Here is a 19,088-nt window from a genome sequence, read left to right on the forward strand (position 1 = left end):
ACGGGATAATGTATTTTTATTCAAAAAAAATGCATGAATATTGATACTATCATGAATAAAGGCTGTCAACAGTGAATATTAAATTACCTCCATTTATTGAGCTATTTCGGCAATTAATCGCGACTCCATCTATCAGCGCCACCGATGTCAGTATTGACCAAAGTAACGAGTCTCTCATCAACCTACTGGCAAGTTGGTTGAAAGAAATTGGTTTCGAGATTGAGATACAGCCCGTCCCCGAAGCCCTCGGAAAATACAATCTACTAGCAACATTGGGGAGTGGCCCGGGTGGATTACTCTTATGTGGACACACTGATACCGTACCCTTTGACGAAGGACTCTGGACGAAAGATCCTTTCACCCTGACAGAGCGCGATAACAAACTGTACGGTTTAGGTACAACAGACATGAAAGGCTTTTTCGCCTTTATTATTGATGCGTTACGGGACATTAATGTCAGTAAAATAACCCGTCCGCTGCACATTCTGGCAACCGCAGATGAAGAGACAACAATGGCAGGAGCCCGCTATTTTGCCGCAAGTACTACTATCCGACCAGATTTCGCTATTATCGGTGAACCCACTTCATTGCATCCTATCTGCGCACATAAAGGACATTTATCGAACGCTATCCGCATTGTTGGCCAATCCGGGCATTCCAGTGATCCAGACCGTGGTATAAACGCCATTGATTTGATGCACGAATCTATTGGTCACCTGATTGAACTACGCAATATACTAAAAGAGCGTTACAACAATCCGGCGTTTGCCATTCCATATCCAACTATGAATTTCGGCTATATTCACGGAGGTGACGCAGTAAACCGTATTTGTGCCCATTGTGAATTGCATATGGATATTCGCCCGTTACCGGGACTAACGTTACAGGATCTGAACGGACTGTTAAATGAAGCGCTGGAACCGGTGAAGCAACGCTGGCCTGGCCGCTTAACTATCGATGAATTACATTCCCCTATTCCCGGTTATGAATGCCCAACCGATCACAAGATGGTTGACGTGATTGAGAAACTGCTAGGCCGCAAAGCTGAAACGGTCAACTACTGTACCGAAGCACCATTCATTCAGAAAGTATGCCCAACTTTAGTCCTTGGCCCTGGTTCTATTGAACAGGCACATCAACCGGATGAGTTCATTGATATGTCATTTATTAAACCCACCAGAAAGATAATTTCTCAGTTAATAGATCATTTTTGTCTAAGCAATAATTAATTGTTTTACTCGTCCCCCAAAAGTCAGGGGGACTCAAGCATCATAACAATTAACAAAAGTACTCTTCCCAAGCTTTCTGATACATAAGTAATACTTATAGACCATAGCCTACCATTAAATTTTAGAAATTTCACCCAAACTGATTATTTTCTGATATGAATATGAGGGCTTAGGGTCAATGCAACACTGTGGCGCCACAAAAAATAACTTCCCGCCACTTAAATGAAATTTTTCTACAGGAACAGAATCAACATCCTGCCAGCAATAAAGGCTAAGAGTCACATGAACCAACAATATTCTGCAATGCGTAGTAATGTCAGCATGCTAGGTAAGCTGCTCGGAGACACGATCAAAGAAGCTTTAGGGGAAGATATTCTCGATAAAGTTGAGACTATCCGCAAATTATCCAAATCGTCCCGCGCAGGTAATGAAGCACACCGCCAGCAGCTATTATCTACATTGCAAAACCTATCTAATAATGAACTGCTGCCAGTTGCCCGTGCTTTCAATCAATTTCTCAACCTGACAAACGTCGCAGAACAATATCACAGTATCTCCCCGCATGGTGAAGCTGCCAGCAACCCCGTTGCGTTAGCGAAATTATTCACCCACTTAAAAGAAAAAAATTTCAGTAACGACGATCTGAAAAAAGCGGTAAATGAACTGTCTATTGAACTGGTTCTCACCGCTCACCCAACTGAAATCGCTCGTCGTACATTGATCCATAAACTGGTAGCCGTTAACACCTGTCTATCGCAACTTGATCACGATGATCTGGCGGATTATGAGCGTAATAACATTATGCGCCGCCTGCGCCAGTTAATTGCCCAATCATGGCATACCGATGAAATCCGCAAAATCCGTCCTACCCCAATTGATGAAGCGAAGTGGGGGTTTGCTATGGTGGAAAATAGCTTGTGGGAGGCTGTGCCAGCATTCCTACGTGAATTCAATGAACAACTGGAAGAGTCAATTGATTACAGCCTGCCAGTTGAAGCGGTACCTGTCCGCTTTACTTCCTGGATGGGCGGCGACCGAGACGGCAACCCAAATGTCACCTCTGAAGTCACTCGTCATGTATTACTGCTTAGCCGCTGGAAAGCAGCCGATCTATTCCTAAAAGATATTCAGGTTCTGGTTTCTGAACTATCCATGTCTGAATGTACACCAGAAGTTCGTAAACTAGCAGGTGGTGATGAAATTCTAGAACCTTACCGAGAAATTGCTAAAAAATTGCGGACACAACTCAGCAATACATTGACCTATTTGGAGAAACAACTGAAAGGAGAACAAGTTCTGCCACCAACTGATTTGCTGGTGGATAACGAACAGCTTTGGCAACCACTTTACGCCTGTTATCAGTCACTAAAAACCTGCGGGATGGAAATCATTGCCAACGGTCAATTATTAGATATCTTACGCCGTATCCGTTGCTTCGGCTTATCACTGGTACGTATTGATGTACGCCAAGAAAGCACTCGCCATACAACCGCCGTTTCTGAACTGACGCAATACCTGGAATTAGGTGACTACGCCAGTTGGTCAGAAGAAGAAAAACAGGCTTTCCTACTGTATGAACTGCACTCCAAACGTCCATTGATCCCACATAACTGGCAACCAAGCGCTGAAACGCAAGAGGTTTTCGCAACCTGTAAAGTCATTGCCGAGTCACCTCAAGACGCTATCGCCGCTTACGTTATCTCAATGGCTAAAGTACCTTCTGATGTATTAGCGGTTCACTTGCTACTGAAAGAAGCCGGTTGTCCGTTCACTTTACCCGTTGCCCCATTGTTCGAAACCCTTGATGACCTGAATAATGCCGAAAATGTCATTCAGCAATTAATGAATATTCAATGGTATCGCGAACTGATTCATGACAAACAGATGGTGATGATTGGTTATTCTGACTCAGCAAAAGATGCCGGAGTGATGGCTGCGGCATGGGCGCAATACCGAGCACAGGATGCCTTGATCAATGTTTGTGAAAAAGAGGGCATTACGCTGACCTTATTCCACGGTCGTGGCGGTACTATCGGCCGTGGCGGTGCGCCAGCACATGCTGCTCTGCTTTCCCAACCACCGGGAAGCCTGAAAGGTGGCCTACGTGTGACCGAACAAGGCGAAATGATCCGCTTTAAATTCGGTCTGCCACAAGTCACTATCAGTAGCTTAGCCTTATATGCCAGTGCGATTCTGGAAGCAAACCTCCTACCACCGCCGGAGCCTAAACTGGAATGGCATCAGGTGATGGATACCCTGTCTGATGTTTCCTGCAAGATGTATCGCGATTATGTACGTGAACAGCCCGATTTTGTACCTTATTTCCGCGCGGCAACACCAGAACAGGAATTAGCTAAACTGCCTCTAGGTTCTCGTCCAGCCAAACGTCATCCGGCGGGTGGTGTGGAAAGTTTACGCGCTATCCCGTGGATTTTCGCCTGGACACAAAATCGCCTAATGTTGCCAGCCTGGTTAGGTGCAGGTGCCGCGCTACAACAAGTTATCAATGATGGAAAACAGGATGTATTAGCAGAAATGTGCCGTGATTGGCCTTTTTTTACCACTCGGATTGGTATGTTGGAAATGGTCTTCGCCAAAGCTGATTTATGGTTGGCAGAATATTATGATCATCGTCTGGTAGATAAGAACTTATGGCCGTTAGGTCAGAAACTGCGCAAGCAACTCTCCTCGGATATTAAGACGGTATTAGCCATTTCTAAAGATGAACACCTAATGGCAGATTTACCATGGATTGCAGAATCAATCGCCCTACGTAATGTTTACACTGATCCACTAAACGTCTTACAGGCAGAACTATTACTGCGTTCCCGTCAGCAACAACATCCCGATCCTCAGGTTGAACAAGCGTTGATGGTAACCATCGCCGGTATCGCAGCAGGAATGCGAAATACAGGTTAGTAGTAGGTAATCTTAGCGCAACAGTAGTGACACTATTGAGCACAGCACAAGTATCTTTTGTCTCCAGACAACCCCATACAAAATGTGCTCAATAGATAACGAAAAAGAAGTTATTTCTCACCAAGCGAAGCGTACTTGAAAAAAAATTCCTTATCATTTATCCCCTTTTTTCCGCAGTAAGATAAACACGGAAGCAATCACCCACGCAAAAGTTTCGATCATTACATAAATAAAATTTAATAATGTGATTTTTTCTCACTTCCCTAGAATTGTGCTTTTCCATTTCTAAGAGGATTCAGTCGTGAAGAAAAATAAACTTGCCATGTTGTTATCTCTTGCTGCCTTATTTGGCGTTAATGCCTATGCCCAAACAGAGCAACCGAAGGAGGTCCATACTGCTCAAAATGCCCTGGCAGCGCAATCCCAGCTACTGCCTAACCCAGAAAGCCCCATCCTGGCCGAAGAAGAGAAAAAGCTCGACATTAAATCTGAGGTAGCTTACGCCCCCGCACCTCCACTAACCAATATGTGGGTCTATGCCGTTGGCTCAACGAATTGCGGATGGGAATACACTTCCAACTTGCCAGTGACAAACTGCAATCACGGAGGATACCAGCTCCGCGCCGCCGTTCTGGAAATTGGCTACGGATATAATTCTTTTGCCTGGATGAACGGCAGTATACTGCCATACTCACTGTACTCTTCTACACCAGTTTGCATTACAAACGGGCACTACAATTGGCCATGTGCTGCGGGCCAAATTGTGGTTGGCTTCCTGAAAGAATACAGCCTCGATGGCTACCAGAATGGTACCTTCAGTTACCAGAACACTTCTGCTAATTGGCCTCGAAATACCATGTCAACGCAGATCAGCATTCTTTGACTTGCTAAAACCCATTTAGGAGTCTATTAAGAAGGGCGGGAAACCGCCCTTGTTCATTTTTACGCACAGGTATCGACGCCGATGGTTTAGCCTCGTAATTAGGCAATTATATAAAATTAATTTAAAAGTTTACCTCGGTGAATTTCTCACAAATTATTTCCGTTAGGCTCCCTCTGTAGGAAAGCCTGTACCCAGTAATAAAGTTATTAATCAACGAATGGTATAACGAATGCACAAAATAATATCGCTCGTAGCTTTCAATAATACACCTGATTAATCTTTAAAGCTTCTTAAGGTTTTTCGCCTAAACTTTGTGCCACGAACTCCCTTGAATACTTAACGGCGGCCATTCTTGGCTTTCAGTAATAGGTGCCGTAGCCGTAAGGTCCCTTGCTTGCTGTAACATCCGCTCGACCAAGTTGGTCAATAACTCAGCATCCAGCCTCTCCAACCATTCACGGCTCCAAAGCAGAGTCTCTCCCTTACCACTACGGCTCAGTTGCAATGACGGCCAATCGGCCAGTGTAGCCAACGAACAAGGTTCGACATCACCTAGTGGAATAAACAAAGTTACCAACTCATCGCGTTGGCGGATATGCAAACTAAAAGGGCCGAGAGGTAGATCGAGCCCCTCCGAATGCAGAGATTCTTCGGTCTGCCCAAGGCGTCGGCACAGTTCCGATAATAAGGAATTGAACATGGTTACCCTTGTTACCTTTTATGGTTGTCAAACACAGATTCAGTCGGCGGCCACAGGTTAGCGATCGGAGGATTACTCGACGTGCCTTGCAGTTTACCACCTATGGTCGCAGCCCAAGGATCGATGACATATGCCTGGGAGCCCCAAGTTTCGGGTTTGCTGAGCTCACTATTGGGATCACGACCGACCACCACGAAGCAGTGGGTCTGGCTATGCCCCTTGGCGCCACGATGAGCGACTACCTCAATGCGCTGCTGGTCATTTTGATTGTGCTTCATCAGTTCGGCTGCCGCAGAGTAGGCCAAAGTGGTGCAGCAACCAGCCTGAGCTTGAGCGACCCGGGCGGCGATAGATTGCAGTTGGTTGAAACTGACGTTGCCTTGTCTAGCGGCGATAGCCGCCATGTTGGACATCATATTGGCCTGGCTGTTACCCCTCAGGCGGTCCGGGCTGTCATTGAATAACCTCAATCTCTCCATGATTTGCTGATAATGAGAATTCTGCTTGCTAACGAAAGTGCCGGCATCAGTGCATGCGTAAGTACCCATCTTCTGTAAAGCTGGCATAGCCTGCTGCAACATCGCTTGGGGACCGGCCGCCATCACCTTTGGCTGGAGAGTGCGCACCACAGCGCCTTGTTCTGCCAGAGCCTGTTTAAGCTCGGCAAGGCGGGAGCTACGGGCCGCCACCTCTTTAGGGTGGTGGTTCTCCCAGTGCTGGATAGCATCCTGCACCCGTTGGGCTTGCGCACTGTTGGGAACACTCTGCAATTGGCGCAGTTCGGTGATCAAATGCTTGAGATCCGAACTCTGGAAATGCAAAGGACCTCGCCGAACAGACTGTTCGAACAAGCGGTTACCCTGTTCGAGTAGGGGAGAAGATGCAGTGTGCTGAGGAGCTTGCGTTTGGCTAAGCAGTGTATGACCGCCAATATGCTGAATATGCATTATTCTTTCCAAAATAGGTTGAGTTGATTAAGAGTATCTTAGTATTTCTCCTGCCCTGTTTATGTAAAAAAGTGATCTGATTTTTATCTGTTTAAGGTGTCAGAGAAAAGGATTCTCCGGGGATAGATGTCCAGGATTATGGAACAACAACAGTTCATACTGGACGAAGGCTTATGGTGGACTTTACTTATTAAACCGAGATGATCTAACAATGACAATGTAGTGTGGGGATACAAACTCAATATTAAAACTTGCTTACTCAATTTTTATACAGAAAAATACCGTATACGTTAATTTGCCGTATTTAAAGAGGAATGATAATGACTGCTATCGCTCGATTTAATTTAAAGATGGGCACAGATGAAAAACAGATGAAAAGGAAATTATTTCTCGCGCCGCGGCTTTAATGGGCACAACAATGGCTGCATTTTAGATAGAGACTCTCGTATAACAATGACAGTCCAGGATTTTCAGGCATTCACAACTGCTTTAAATGATGCTTTCACTCCCAATGCTGCTTTACAAAACGTAAAATAAGTAAATAAGTAAATAAGTAAATAAGTAAATAAGTAAATAAGTAAATAAGTAAATAAGTAAATAAGTAAATAAGTAAATAAGTAAATAAGTAAATAAGTAAATAAGTAAATAAGTAAATAAGTAAATAAGTAAATAAGTAAATAAGTAAATAAGTAAATAAGTAAAATATTATATTAAATAATATATAAAACATCAAGTTAATTTTAAAATTTACCTTCTATAAATATCTCACAAATTGCTTTTGTCCCGGTTCCCCCAAAGGAGATCCGATATTCTATACCCTATGGATTTCAAGATGCATCGCAACGGCAAGGGAGAGAATCCCCGGGAGCATAGATAACTATGTGACTGGGGTGAGTGAGTGCAACCAACAAAGAGGCAACTTGAAAGATAACGAGTATATAATAATGAAATTAATTAACGGATGGTGTAACGAATGTGCAAAATAATATCATTCGTGGTTTGCAATATTGCTTTTTGCTTGTCGGTGGCATTCAGGAATTGAAGATTCAATCTATCGTCATCATCAAAGGTAATATCTTCAAATGGCAGATATTTGCCGCCATTGAAATCCAGTTGAAACTGACTACTATCATTGGTGCCATGAGATACAGCCAATTCTGAACAGCTATCGGTAATTTAATACCACCACCATAGCTGAGCATAGCCTGAATATCCTAATAAGGCCCAACCAATGCAGGCAATGCAACACTGATTTGCTTGATACGACGAATCTTGTTATCACCAACGATGCTGTCCGGGTAATCGCTCTCCAATTGCATTTATTAGTCGAATCCGCCGATAATAAGAATTCACTCTTTATAACAATACTGCGAAAAAAATATGCTCTTACTAAGCAACATTTCTTAATAAGAGCCAATGATTAAGGACGAACACCCAAAGTATGACAAATTGCATAACTCAGTTCTGCGCGGTTTAAGGTATAAAAATGAAAATCCTTCACACCTTCGCGGCTTAAAATCTTCACCATATCCATTGCGATAGAAGCACCAACTAAATTTGCGCTTTCAGGATCATCATCCAGCCCATCAAACATTCTGGTCATCCAACTTGGAATACGCACATTAGTCATTACAGCAAAACGTTTAAGCTGACGGAAATTGGATACCGGCAAAATTCCCGGTACGATTTCCACATCAATCCCGGCAGTCACACAGCGGTCACGAAAACGTAGGTAACTTTCCACATCAAAGAAGAATTGAGTAATAGCACGGTTCGCCCCCGCATCAATTTTTCGTTTCAGGCTAATCAAGTCAGCCTGAGAACTTTTTGCCTCAGGATGCACCTCAGGGTAAGCCGCAACGGAAATATCAAAATCAGCCTCTTTCTTAAGTAATTCAACCAGATCAACTCCATACATTTTGGGTTTTTCACTGTTTTCCGGTAAATCACCCCGCAAAGCCACAATATGGCGAATACCATTTTTCCAATAATCACGGGCAATTTCGCACAATTCATCGCGGCTGGCATCAATACAAGTAAGGTGCGGAGCCGCTTCAAGGCCGGTTTTTTCTTTTATTCCCTTGATTATGCTATGGGTACGATCACGCTCGCCAGAGTTAGCGCCATAAGTAACAGAAACAAATTTAGGCTTGAGGGTGCTCAGGCGATTAATGGATTTCCACAGGGTTTTTTCCATCTCGGCTGTACGCGGTGGAAAGAATTCAAATGAAACACGGATCTGTCCTTCCAGTTCAGCCAGATTCTGATTCAGCGCCTCGCGCTGATTTGCGTGAAAAAAACTCATATCCTGCACCTCGTTAACAAGCGGAATAATTTCCCATCTTAATAATTTGCCAGTTACTTTTATTTGCACATCTAAACACCTATACGTTTAGACGTCCAAATAAGATGAGGGATCGGCATTTTTTAGTCAACAACAAAGTTGAGTTAAATCGGTGAGGAATATTCACCCTGAATCGGAAAAAAATTCATCGAGGAATCTTTAGCAAAAACCGCCGTAAACCCTTGCCCAGTGCGGGGATATCAGGCGAAAAGCCCAAAAGGCTTTGAGCGCGGTGAAGATCCCGAAATTGTCAACGCCACCCGTAACCTGCGTCGAAAGCAGAAATCGCTGTCCCGCAAACAAAAGGGCAGAGCTAACCGCAGCAATGCCCGATTACGTCTGGCGGCAGTCCATGAGCGGATAGCCCATGCCCGCGCTATCGGGGATGCGGGCTGGCATGGCTTCCTCATGAAACTGGAATACAAAGCCGCAGCGGCGGGGGTCCATCTGGTCAAACTGGATCAGTGGTTCGCCAGCTCGAAAACCTGTCATTGCTGTGGTCACAAAGTGTCGGAAATGCCGCTGCGTAAGCGGATCTGGCAATGCCCTTTCTGTCGAGTCGAACATGACCGCGATATCAATGCGGCGATCAACATCCAGCGCAAGGGCATAACAGCATTACAGGCGGCGGGACTCGTCTTTTCTGCCCACGGAGGCCAGCGTAAATCCGTCATAAAGACGGTGGCGGCCTGAGAAGTGGGAAGCCTCGCCGTTTTTTACGGCGGGGAGCAGTCACAAAGCTTAAAGCAGTTGTGACAAACGGTTAAGGTCAGACTGAATCGCTCCGGCGGTCACGTCCCGACCTGCCCCCGGCCCACGGATCACTAACGGATTATCACGATACCAACGGCTCTCAATCGCAAACACGTTGTCGCACGGTAGCAAAGACGCCAATGGGTGATCAGGACGTACCGCCTCAACACCCACCTTTGCCTTACCATTCGCATTAAAACGGGCAACATAACGCAGCACCATGCCCATTTCCTGCGCCGCGGCTAATCGCTGCACCATCTGCGCATTGATAGCACCGCTATTATCAAAGAATTGTTCAATAGAGCCTGATTCTGCTTCTTTCGGCACCAGTGACTCAACACGCACTTGCTCTGGCTCAATCTCATACCCTGCTTCACGGGCAAGGATAATCAATTTACGCATCACATCCTGACCAGACAAATCAATACGCGGATCAGGTTCTGTCAATCCCTGTTGCCACGCCTGTTCAACTAAATCACTAAACGGTACTGAACCATCAAATTGCAGAAACAGCCAAGATAATGTGCCGGAGAAAATGCCACTAATGGACAAAATGGTATCACCACTCTCCCGTAAGTCCCTCACGGTATGATTGATAGGTAAGCCAGCGCCAACTGTTGCATTGTAAAACCAATGGCGACCTGTTTTAGTAAATGCATCACGAATGAAACGATAATCACTGCTACTGGAAGCACCGGCAATTTTATTGGCACTGATAACATGGAAACCATAACTGGCAAAATCACTGTAACATCGAGCTAGTTCTTCACTCGCCGTCACATCTAGGATCACCAAATCGTCATAAGGATGCGCTCGCATCCACAGAAATAATTCATCAACATCATATTCTGTCGCTTCGTCATCAAAAAAAGCTAATGCTCGACTAGCATCAATCCCTTGATAGTCGAGTAAACTCCGGCGACTATCCGCCACACCGGCCAGAACAAATTCAAAATCACTGCGAGCCGAAATGTTTTTCTGCTCACGAGCGAATAACTCCAACCAACGAGAGCCAATATTTCCTTTACCAAACAAAATCAGACCAATCTGTTTTTCAGCCCGGAACAAACTCTGATGCAACCCCTGAATCACATGTTCAGTCTGATTAGTCCGCAACACAGCGACAAGGCTGATGCCATCCTCCGCATGCCAGATAAATTCTACCGGCTGATCTTTAAGTTGCTGATAAAAACGGTGGCAATGTAATGGGTTCTTGCATACACCAGCTCCAACCAGTGCCACCAGCGCCAAACCTTCTCTAAGGGAAAGTTTCCCCGGAAGCGTAGCATCTTCCAGCACACACAATGCACTATTCACCACTTCGGAAGTGTAACAGAGCTGAATCAAATTACAGTCTAGATGGATACCTGTCGCCAATGGGCGAATTTGTTCTCGCTTTAACAACAGATCAATATCTTTGTATATCTGTTTAAAATCATGATGAGCGGCCACATGCAACTCAATTAGGCAAACATCATCATGACTAGTAACAATTTTTGCGCCAGTCCCAGAAGCCAAAACCCTTTCAATACGCGTTGATCCTTGCTCCGGCTGGTAGCTGCAACGTAATAGCAAATCAATATCACTGAAGGAAACAGGCTGTAAGGTACGAGCATGCAACACGGGTGCGGCAAGACGAGCAAGTTCGCTGGCTTCATCCAAGCGTAATAGTGGTAACAAACAGGCATCTTTGACTTTTCTCGGATCAGCACTGTAGACACCAGCAACATCACTCCAGATGGTTACCCGCCTCGCCCCTGCCAAAGCCCCAACCTGAGTTGCGGAGTAGTCACTGCCATTTCGCCCCAATAACACCGTTTCTCCATCATGATTACTGGAGATAAAACCGGTCACCACCAGTCGTTTATTTAGGTTTTGTGTTAGCAACTGATTTAGCAATGGTTGGGAAAGGGTAACATCAATTTGCGGCTGAGCCGCCCGTTCCGCGCGTAAAAACTGGCGAGCATCCACCCAAGCGCTAGGAATACCCTGAACTTCAAGCACAGCCGACATCAAACGCGCGGACCAGATCTCTCCGTGCCCCACCACTTCTGCATAAGTCACATCACTAACGGGTTTATCCAGTAATGCACTTAGCTTTTCAAGATCGGCAATAAAACGCTTCACCAACTCTTCAGCAACAGTTTCAGGTAGCAAACCTCTAATCAGATCCTGCTGATAACGGCGCAGAACCTGCTGTACCTGATGGGCAGAAATACGGTCGCTCTGGCTAAGTTTAAGCCAATTAATTAACTGGTTAGTCGTGCTGCCTGCCGCGGATACCACCATTAAATCACCGGGTTGGCTGTAATTAGCCATAATCTTGGCTACCCGTTGATAACATTTCACATCCGCGAGACTACTTCCACCAAACTTATGTAATTGGCGGTCATTTTCCGCCGTTGCAACTACCAGTGCACTCATGGTCACTCCTTTACTACTGCCTGAAATGCATTTTCCAAATCAGCGATTAAATCCTGACTATCTTCAATACCCACAGAAACACGCAATAGTGAATCCGTAATCCCCGCTTCCGCCCTTGCCTGTGCTGACATGCCAGCGTGAGTCATGGTAGCCGTATGAGAAATTAAGGTTTCCACACCGCCCAGTGATTCCGCCAAAGTAAATAACTTTAACTCAGACAGAAAACGGCGTATCGCCTGTTCACTACCATCTAACTCAAAGCTTATCATTGCGCCAAAACCAAATTGTTGCTTACAAGCAATTTCATGCCCAGGATGATCTTTCAAAGCAGGATAAAAAAGTTTTTTCACTAACAGTTGCTGTTGAAGATAATTGACGATCTCCAATGCATTCTTTTGCTGTAGCAAGACCCGTGGCGATAAAGTGCGCATGCCGCGCAACAGCAGGTAGCTATCAAACGCCGCACCGGTCACACCAATATTATTCGCCCACCAAGCGAGTTCCGTTGCAACCTCTTCATCCTTTGCAATAATGGCTCCGGCAATCACATCAGAATGTCCATTAAGATATTTAGTACAGGAATGCACAACCAGATCTGCCCCCAACTCCAAAGGCTTCTGTAGTACAGGGCTCAGGAAAGTGTTATCAACAATGACTGTCGCACCTACCTCATGGGAAAGCTGGCATATATGAGCAATATCGACAATACGCAATAAAGGATTACTGGGCGTTTCAATCAATACCAACTTTGGTTTTTTGGACAAGACTTGCTTTAATGCCTGTTCATCACTCTGATCGACAAAAGCCACTTCATAAGCACCGCGTTTAGTCTGGCTGTCAAATAAACGGTAACTGCCACCATAACAGTCATGAGGCGCAACCAACAGATCGCCAGGCTGAAGGAAAACCGTGCATAACAGGTGAATAGCTGACATTCCACTGCTGGTCATGATAGCACCCGCTCCCCCCTCCAGCTCAGCTAATGCCTGTTGCACCATATCGCGGCCCGGATTACTCCTGCGGGAATAATCATGTGTCCTTGGCTGATTAAAATCAGTAAAATTATATGTGCTGGAAAGATATATAGGCGGAACAACACAACCATACTGTTCATCATTATTCAGCCCATTGCGAACTGCTATTGTTGCCGGCTTGCGTGTCATATCAGCTACCACTATCTGTCATAAATTAAGTCAGGGAAGAATATCCGCTACCACAGTAGACGTCAATACATCTAGACATCTAAACCTCTTTACGGTTAGATTAGACAATGGGATAATTATTCATCATAACTAATGCTGCTTTATTTATCAGTAGCCATTAGTTTATCGCATATACTATAACTGTATAATTGATAAGGAAATCACGATAAAATGGCAATATGTCACAACGAAAGCTGGTGCTGTTATCTGGCTTAATTTTATGATTTTACGACTATTTAAGGTACCCCATGGCTGAGTGGAACGGTGAATATGTCAGCCCTTATGCTGAACATGGCAAAAAAAGCGAACAAGTGAAGAAAATCACAGTCTCGATTCCTTTGAAAGTGTTGAGAATCCTCACTGATGAACGCACTCGTCGCCAGGTCAATAACCTGCGTCATGCAACTAATAGTGAATTGCTGTGTGAAGCATTCCTGCATGCATTTACTGGACAGCCGCTACCCGATGATGCTGATTTACGTAAAGAGCGTAATGATGAAATCCCAGAGGCAGCCAAAAAAATCATGCGGGAATTAGGTATTGATCCTGATACCTGGGAATATTGATAGTAGCGAAAAAAACTCCTGTAAAAATTCAGGGATTTTTTATTTTGGCTAAAATGCAAAACGCCCGATGCAAAACACCGGGCGTTAGTACCAGTCGGCCTGTCATCATGGACAGGCTCAATTCTGCAATTATTTGCTGACACCTGGAACATTGAAACGTTTCTTAAAGCGATCAACACGACCACCAGTAGCAACATCACGTTGTTTACCCGTATAGAATGGGTGGCATTGGCCGCATACGTCCAGGTTCAGAGCGTGACCAGCGGTAGATCTAACTTGTATTACATTACCGCAAGAGCAGGTTGCAGTAATTTCTTCATATTTAGGATGAATACCTTTTTTCATGGGATAACCTCTGTTAAGGCCGTGTCGCTATCCAGCCCTGTTGCCGCCAGACACCACACGTCGTGTTGATAAAATGAGTTTGGTATCTTCCGTACCAAAGGTGGCGGATCATACAGAATATCTGCCTATCTCGCAATGAAATCCACTCAACACCTATGGTACTCTATAATCAATTTTTGATTACATTTTAACTTACCCATTGATTTTACGGAATAATTTTATGGTTGTTGTTCAGGTTGCTCTGCCTGTCCCTCTTACCCGCTCTTTTGACTATCTGCTACCCGCAGAGAGTCAATTACCCGTTGCAGGAATGCGGGTAACAGTCCCTTTTGGCAAACGTAAAGCGATTGGTATCGTTACCGGGATAGTTGACAACAGTGATATTCCAGCAGAACAACTGAAAACCATAGAATCTATTCTCGATACTCACTCCTTATTTCCAGAAAACCTTTGGCAATTATTGCTCTGGGCATCCAGTTATTACCATTACCCCATCGGTGAAGTCCTGTTCCATGCATTGCCGGTGCTGCTTCGTCAGGGAAAACCCGCAGAATCAACTCCACTATGGCAATGGCAAGTCACGCCAACAGGCGCTGAATTACCGCTAGCACAACTGAAACGCTCGCCAAAACAGCAGCAAGTACTGGCAACCCTACGCCGTAAAGCAATATATCGCCATCAGATTACAGAACTGGAACTGAGCGAAAGCGCTTTCCAATCGCTCAAAAAGAAGTCACTTATCGATTTATACCCTGTGCAACCTGAATCTGAGAACTGGCGAAATCACTTCCAAATCACCGGCGAACGCCTGAAATTGAATACCGAACAAGCCACAGCAGTTGGTGCTATCCGTGCAGAAGACCAGCAATTCTCTCCCTGGTTACTGGCGGGCATCACCGGATCAGGTAAAACAGAAGTTTATCTCAGTGTGTTGGAAAATATTCTGGAGCAAGGTAAACAAGCGCTGATACTTGTACCGGAAATTGGCCTGACACCACAGACCATCCGTCGCTTCCGTGAACGTTTCAACGCACCGGTTGATGTTCTTCATTCAGCCCTGAATGACAGTGAACGTCTTGCTGTATGGCTACGAGCGCGACAAGGTGAAAACGCCATTGTCATCGGTACACGCTCAGCCCTATTTACCCCTTTCGCCTGCCTTGGCATCATCATTATTGATGAAGAACATGACAGCTCTTATAAGCAACAGGAGGGCTGGCGTTACCATGCCCGTGATTTAGCGGTATTCAGAGCAAAAAAAGAGAATATCCCGGTAATCATGGGCTCTGCGACCCCAGCACTGGAAACACTTTACAACGTGCAACAAGGCAAATACCGCCCGCTAACATTGTCCAAACGGGCAGGTTATGCTCAGCCAGCGACTCAGCATCTGTTGGACTTAAAAGGCTTACCACTCAAAATCGGGTTATCTCAACCACTAATAAAGCGTATTGAAGAACACCTACAAGCCAATAATCAGGTCATACTTTTCCTTAACCGCCGCGGTTACTCACCTGCCCTACTCTGCCATGAATGTGGCTGGATTGCAGAATGCCAACGCTGTGACCATTATTACACGCTGCATCAATACCATCGTCAGTTACGTTGCCATCATTGTGACAGCCAGCGCCCCGTTCCCCGTCAGTGCCCGCAATGCGGTTCTACTCATCTTCAACCTGTTGGCCTTGGCACAGAACAGCTTGAAGACGGTATTTCAGCCCTATTCCCTAACGTACCTGTTACCCGCATTGACAGGGATACCACTAGCCGCAAAGGAACACTGGAACAACAACTGGCTGACATTCACGCCGGAAATGCCCGTATACTGATTGGCACCCAAATGCTGGCAAAAGGTCACCATTTTCCTGATGTCACACTGGTCGCGTTACTCGATGTTGATGGTGCCTTATTTTCAGCAGATTTTCGGGCAGCAGAACGTTTCGCACAACTTTATACACAGGTTTCTGGTCGGGCTGGTCGGGCTGGTAAACGAGGAGAAGTGGTTCTTCAGACTCATCATCCTGACCATCCATTACTGCAAATTTTGCTCAATAAAGGCTACGATGCTTTCGCTATTCAAGCTATGGATGAACGCAAAAGTGTGTTTTTACCACCATTTACCAGCCATATTATCTTACGGTCAGAAGATCACGATAATCAGCAAGCACCTGCTTTTTTACAACAACTACGCCTGCTTTTTGAACACCACCCTTTGCGGGATGATAACTTATGGATCATGGGCCCGGTTCCTGCATTACAGTCAAAAAGAAGTGGTCGTTATCGTTGGCAACTATTAATTCAACATCCATCCAGAACTGTTTTACAAAAAATCATGGCACTGGTTTATCCACAGATAACAGCTTTACCGCAAACCCGAAAAGTGAAATGGAATATCGATGTTGATCCAACTGACAGTTAGTAATTAATCGCCTCTATTTTAAAACACATAACCTGAGCAGATTAAACATACTCTTATTTACTATTTAAAAAATCACACCCAACAATCCGTAACCAATGAAAAATTACTCACTAATTTGCGAGCCATATCGAATAAATGATTTATATCACACTTTTTTACAAACTAAGGAATAAATGAATTTGCCAAACTGTTTAGAATGATCCCTTAATAACATTGTCATAACCTTAAACCGCATGTCGTTACTTTCCTTAAAGTCACTGACGGTTTCCCGGCAACCAGAAAATGACAATCATTTAACTAATCAGTCAGGAAATGAGGAGTGAGTTTTGGAGCAGAAAAAGAATGGCACCTCCGCAACAATGAAAGATGTCGCTGAAGTGGCTGGCGTTTCTACCGCAACAGTATCGAGAACACTCATGAATCCAGAAAAGGTTTCTTCCCAGACCCGACAAAAAGTGGAACAAGCTGTACTGGCTGTGGGCTATTACCCAAATAATTTATCCCGTAATCTTAAACGCGGTGAGTCAAAAACTATTTTAGTGATAGTGCCAAATATCAGCGATCCCTTTTTCACTGACGTGATTTGCGGCATTGAAGAGACAGCGGAACAACATGGCTATCTGGTTTTAATCGGTGATTGCCAACATCAGCAAAAACAGGAACACGCGTTTCTCAACCTGATTGTCACCAAACAAATTGATGGTCTGTTGCTACTGGGTTCGAATATCCCGTTTGATGCCAGCAAAGAAGAACAAAAAAACCTACCACCAATGGTAATGGCAAACGAATTTGCACCAGAGCTAGAACTGCCGACTATTCATATTGATAACCTGACCGCCGCATTCAATGCGACTCATTATCTACAAACATTGGGACATAAACGCATTGCCTGCCTCTCCGGTCCGGAAAATATACCGATTTGCCGCTATCGCCTTCAGGGATATATCCAAGCATTGCGTCGCTCTGGTGGGACAATTCGTGAAGATTATATTGTCCAAGGTCACTTTACCCATGAAAGCGGCGCAAAGCTGACTGAACAGTTGCTCTCTCTGCTGGATCCCCCTACAGCCATCTTCTGCCACAGCGATGTTATGGCGATTGGCGTGATGTGGCAGGCTAAAAGAATGGGCTTAAAAATACCGGAAGATTTATCAATCATTGGGTTTGATAACTTAAGTCTCGCCATGTACAGCGATCCGCCGTTGACAACCGTTGGACAACCCAGTTATCAAATTGGCCACAAGGCAATGTTACTGTTGCTAGATCAAATCCAGGGTCACACAACTTCAGGCGGTTCTCAGTTACTGGAATCGGAATTAATTATTCGGCAAAGCACCTGTTCGCCTAAAAGCTAGGCAAATAACCGCAGGTTAAGTAACATATCGTTTATTTTCTTTTACTTAAATTACTCAGCGAATTAGACAGTGGCACAACGAGATTATGTGAGTCGCGGGCGTTCAAATACCCGCCGTAAAAATACCGATAAGAAAAAACACCAAGCCCAGGGGCTGCCAAAAGCAACGCTGGCCATCGCGGTAGCCTTAGTCGTTATCTTTATTGGTGGCCTTTACTTTATTACCCACAATAAACAGAAAAGCGAACCAGAAATACTGCCAAAACATTCTAAGCAAAACAATGGATTACCACCAAAACCAGAAGAACGTTGGCGCTATATCAAAGAATTGGAAAATCGCCCCGTTGGCATCGAGACACCACGTGATCCCTCATCCGGGGGGCAAATCAATTCACAAACTCAGCTGACCGCAGAGCAACGGCAGTTACTTGAACAAATGCAAGCGGATATGCGCCAACCGGCGACTTCGCTGCCAGAAGTGCCATACAATGGCGTTCAAGTGCCGCGTTCACAAGTGATCATCAAGCCATCAGCGGAAACACAACAGCTGCTGGAAACAAGACCACAACTACAGCCTCGACAAACGTTACCACAACAACCAATGCAGACTCAGCCAGTTCAGCCACAAACTCTACCACCGGCTGAAACCAGTAAACCTAAGCCCGTAGAAAAGGCCCAGCGTATGATTTTACAATGTGGTTCATTCCGCAATATGGACCAAGCTGAATCAGTACGTGCCAATCTGGCATTTGCGGGTATTGAAAGCCAGATCACAACGGGAGACGGCTGGCATCGTGTTGTTCTTGGTCCCTACAGTAAAAACACCGCAGAAAAAATGCGGGAACGTCTGAAAGGCGCTGGCGTATCAGGTTGCATTCTCCGTGTTACTGGGGGTTGAAAAATGATAATTCTCCCCCATCTATACTGCCAACACCGTGCACACGGTATTTTCGATAGCCGTATACCCTATGGATTTCAAGATGCATCGAGACGGCAAGGGAGC

13 protein-coding genes and 2 pseudogenes are annotated in these 19,088 nt (G+C 45.1%); 8 read left to right on the forward strand and 7 right to left on the reverse strand.

What is annotated here, in order from left to right; genetic code table 11:
* Nucleotides 1-71 precede the first annotated feature (71 nt).
* The 3 genes from argE (at nucleotide 72) to AACQ83_RS17700 (ending at nucleotide 5,031) form a co-directional block, all read left to right on the forward strand.
* The gene (gene argE, locus AACQ83_RS17690; RefSeq protein WP_112878940.1) at nucleotides 72-1,229 is read left to right on the forward strand and encodes an acetylornithine deacetylase; all 1,158 of its coding nucleotides are present in this window, start codon (nucleotides 72-74) and stop codon (nucleotides 1,227-1,229) included.
* A gap of 282 nt (nucleotides 1,230-1,511) precedes the next feature.
* Nucleotides 1,512-4,148, forward strand: coding sequence for a phosphoenolpyruvate carboxylase (gene ppc / locus AACQ83_RS17695; protein ID WP_112878941.1), 2,637 nt, complete (start codon nucleotides 1,512-1,514; stop codon nucleotides 4,146-4,148).
* Nucleotides 4,149-4,449: 301 nt separating this feature from the next.
* The gene (locus AACQ83_RS17700) at nucleotides 4,450-5,031 is read left to right on the forward strand and encodes a YolA family protein (protein WP_112878942.1); all 582 of its coding nucleotides are present in this window, start codon (nucleotides 4,450-4,452) and stop codon (nucleotides 5,029-5,031) included.
* A 304-nt stretch (nucleotides 5,032-5,335) separates the two neighbouring features.
* On the opposite strand, the gene AACQ83_RS17705 is transcribed toward AACQ83_RS17700, so the two are convergent.
* The 4 genes and pseudogenes from AACQ83_RS17705 to metF form a co-directional block, all read right to left on the reverse strand.
* A complete protein-coding gene (locus AACQ83_RS17705; protein ID WP_112878943.1) occupies nucleotides 5,336-5,731 on the reverse strand; it encodes a type III secretion system chaperone in 396 nt (131 codons plus the stop codon).
* 11 nt (nucleotides 5,732-5,742) lie between these two features.
* Nucleotides 5,743-6,678 (reverse strand): hypothetical protein, encoded by a 936-nt coding sequence (locus tag AACQ83_RS17710; protein ID WP_112878944.1) that lies wholly within the window; start codon nucleotides 6,676-6,678, stop codon nucleotides 5,743-5,745.
* 954 nt (nucleotides 6,679-7,632) lie between these two features.
* Nucleotides 7,633-7,997, reverse strand: a pseudogene (locus tag AACQ83_RS17715) (Tc toxin subunit A-related protein); the annotation flags it as partial.
* Nucleotides 7,998-8,098: 101 nt separating this feature from the next.
* Nucleotides 8,099-8,983: a methylenetetrahydrofolate reductase gene (metF, locus tag AACQ83_RS17720; RefSeq protein ID WP_112878974.1), complete on the reverse strand. Its 885-nt coding sequence runs from the start codon at nucleotides 8,981-8,983 to the stop codon at nucleotides 8,099-8,101.
* 285 nt (nucleotides 8,984-9,268) lie between these two features.
* On the opposite strand from metF, the pseudogene AACQ83_RS17725 reads away from it, so the two are divergent.
* A pseudogene (locus AACQ83_RS17725) lies at nucleotides 9,269-9,715 on the forward strand (RNA-guided endonuclease InsQ/TnpB family protein); the annotation flags it as partial.
* Between the two features lie 48 nt (nucleotides 9,716-9,763).
* Here the strand turns inward: AACQ83_RS17725 and AACQ83_RS17730 are convergent.
* Together AACQ83_RS17730 and metB are read right to left on the reverse strand one after the other, a co-directional pair.
* Complete coding sequence (locus AACQ83_RS17730; RefSeq protein WP_112878947.1) at nucleotides 9,764-12,199, reverse strand: bifunctional aspartate kinase/homoserine dehydrogenase II; 2,436 nt, start codon at nucleotides 12,197-12,199, stop codon at nucleotides 9,764-9,766.
* A gap of 2 nt (nucleotides 12,200-12,201) precedes the next feature.
* On the reverse strand, nucleotides 12,202-13,362 hold the full coding sequence (gene metB / locus AACQ83_RS17735; RefSeq protein WP_112878948.1) for a cystathionine gamma-synthase: 1,161 nt from the start codon (nucleotides 13,360-13,362) through the stop codon (nucleotides 12,202-12,204).
* A 287-nt stretch (nucleotides 13,363-13,649) separates the two neighbouring features.
* Here metB and metJ point away from each other — a divergent pair, with 287 nt between their 5' ends.
* Nucleotides 13,650-13,967, forward strand: a complete 318-nt coding sequence (gene metJ / locus AACQ83_RS17740) for a met regulon transcriptional regulator MetJ (RefSeq protein ID WP_036780112.1) — start codon at nucleotides 13,650-13,652, stop codon at nucleotides 13,965-13,967.
* 129 nt (nucleotides 13,968-14,096) lie between these two features.
* On the opposite strand, the gene rpmE is transcribed toward metJ, so the two are convergent.
* Nucleotides 14,097-14,312, reverse strand: a complete 216-nt coding sequence (gene rpmE, locus AACQ83_RS17745; RefSeq protein WP_112878949.1) for a 50S ribosomal protein L31 — start codon at nucleotides 14,310-14,312, stop codon at nucleotides 14,097-14,099.
* Between the two features lie 220 nt (nucleotides 14,313-14,532).
* On the opposite strand from rpmE, the gene priA reads away from it, so the two are divergent.
* The 3 genes from priA to ftsN all read left to right on the forward strand — a co-directional run bounded on the left by priA (nucleotide 14,533) and on the right by ftsN (nucleotide 18,983).
* Nucleotides 14,533-16,731, forward strand: coding sequence for a primosomal protein N' (gene priA / locus AACQ83_RS17750; protein WP_112878950.1), 2,199 nt, complete (start codon nucleotides 14,533-14,535; stop codon nucleotides 16,729-16,731).
* A gap of 326 nt (nucleotides 16,732-17,057) precedes the next feature.
* A complete protein-coding gene (gene cytR / locus AACQ83_RS17755; RefSeq protein ID WP_112878951.1) occupies nucleotides 17,058-18,086 on the forward strand; it encodes a DNA-binding transcriptional regulator CytR in 1,029 nt (342 codons plus the stop codon).
* Between the two features lie 69 nt (nucleotides 18,087-18,155).
* A complete protein-coding gene (gene ftsN, locus AACQ83_RS17760; protein WP_112878952.1) occupies nucleotides 18,156-18,983 on the forward strand; it encodes a cell division protein FtsN in 828 nt (275 codons plus the stop codon).
* Nucleotides 18,984-19,088 lie beyond the last annotated feature (105 nt).

The sequence above is a fragment of the Photorhabdus sp. S10-54 genome (assembly GCF_963878145.1).
GTDB lineage: Bacteria > Pseudomonadota > Gammaproteobacteria > Enterobacterales > Enterobacteriaceae > Photorhabdus > Photorhabdus kayaii.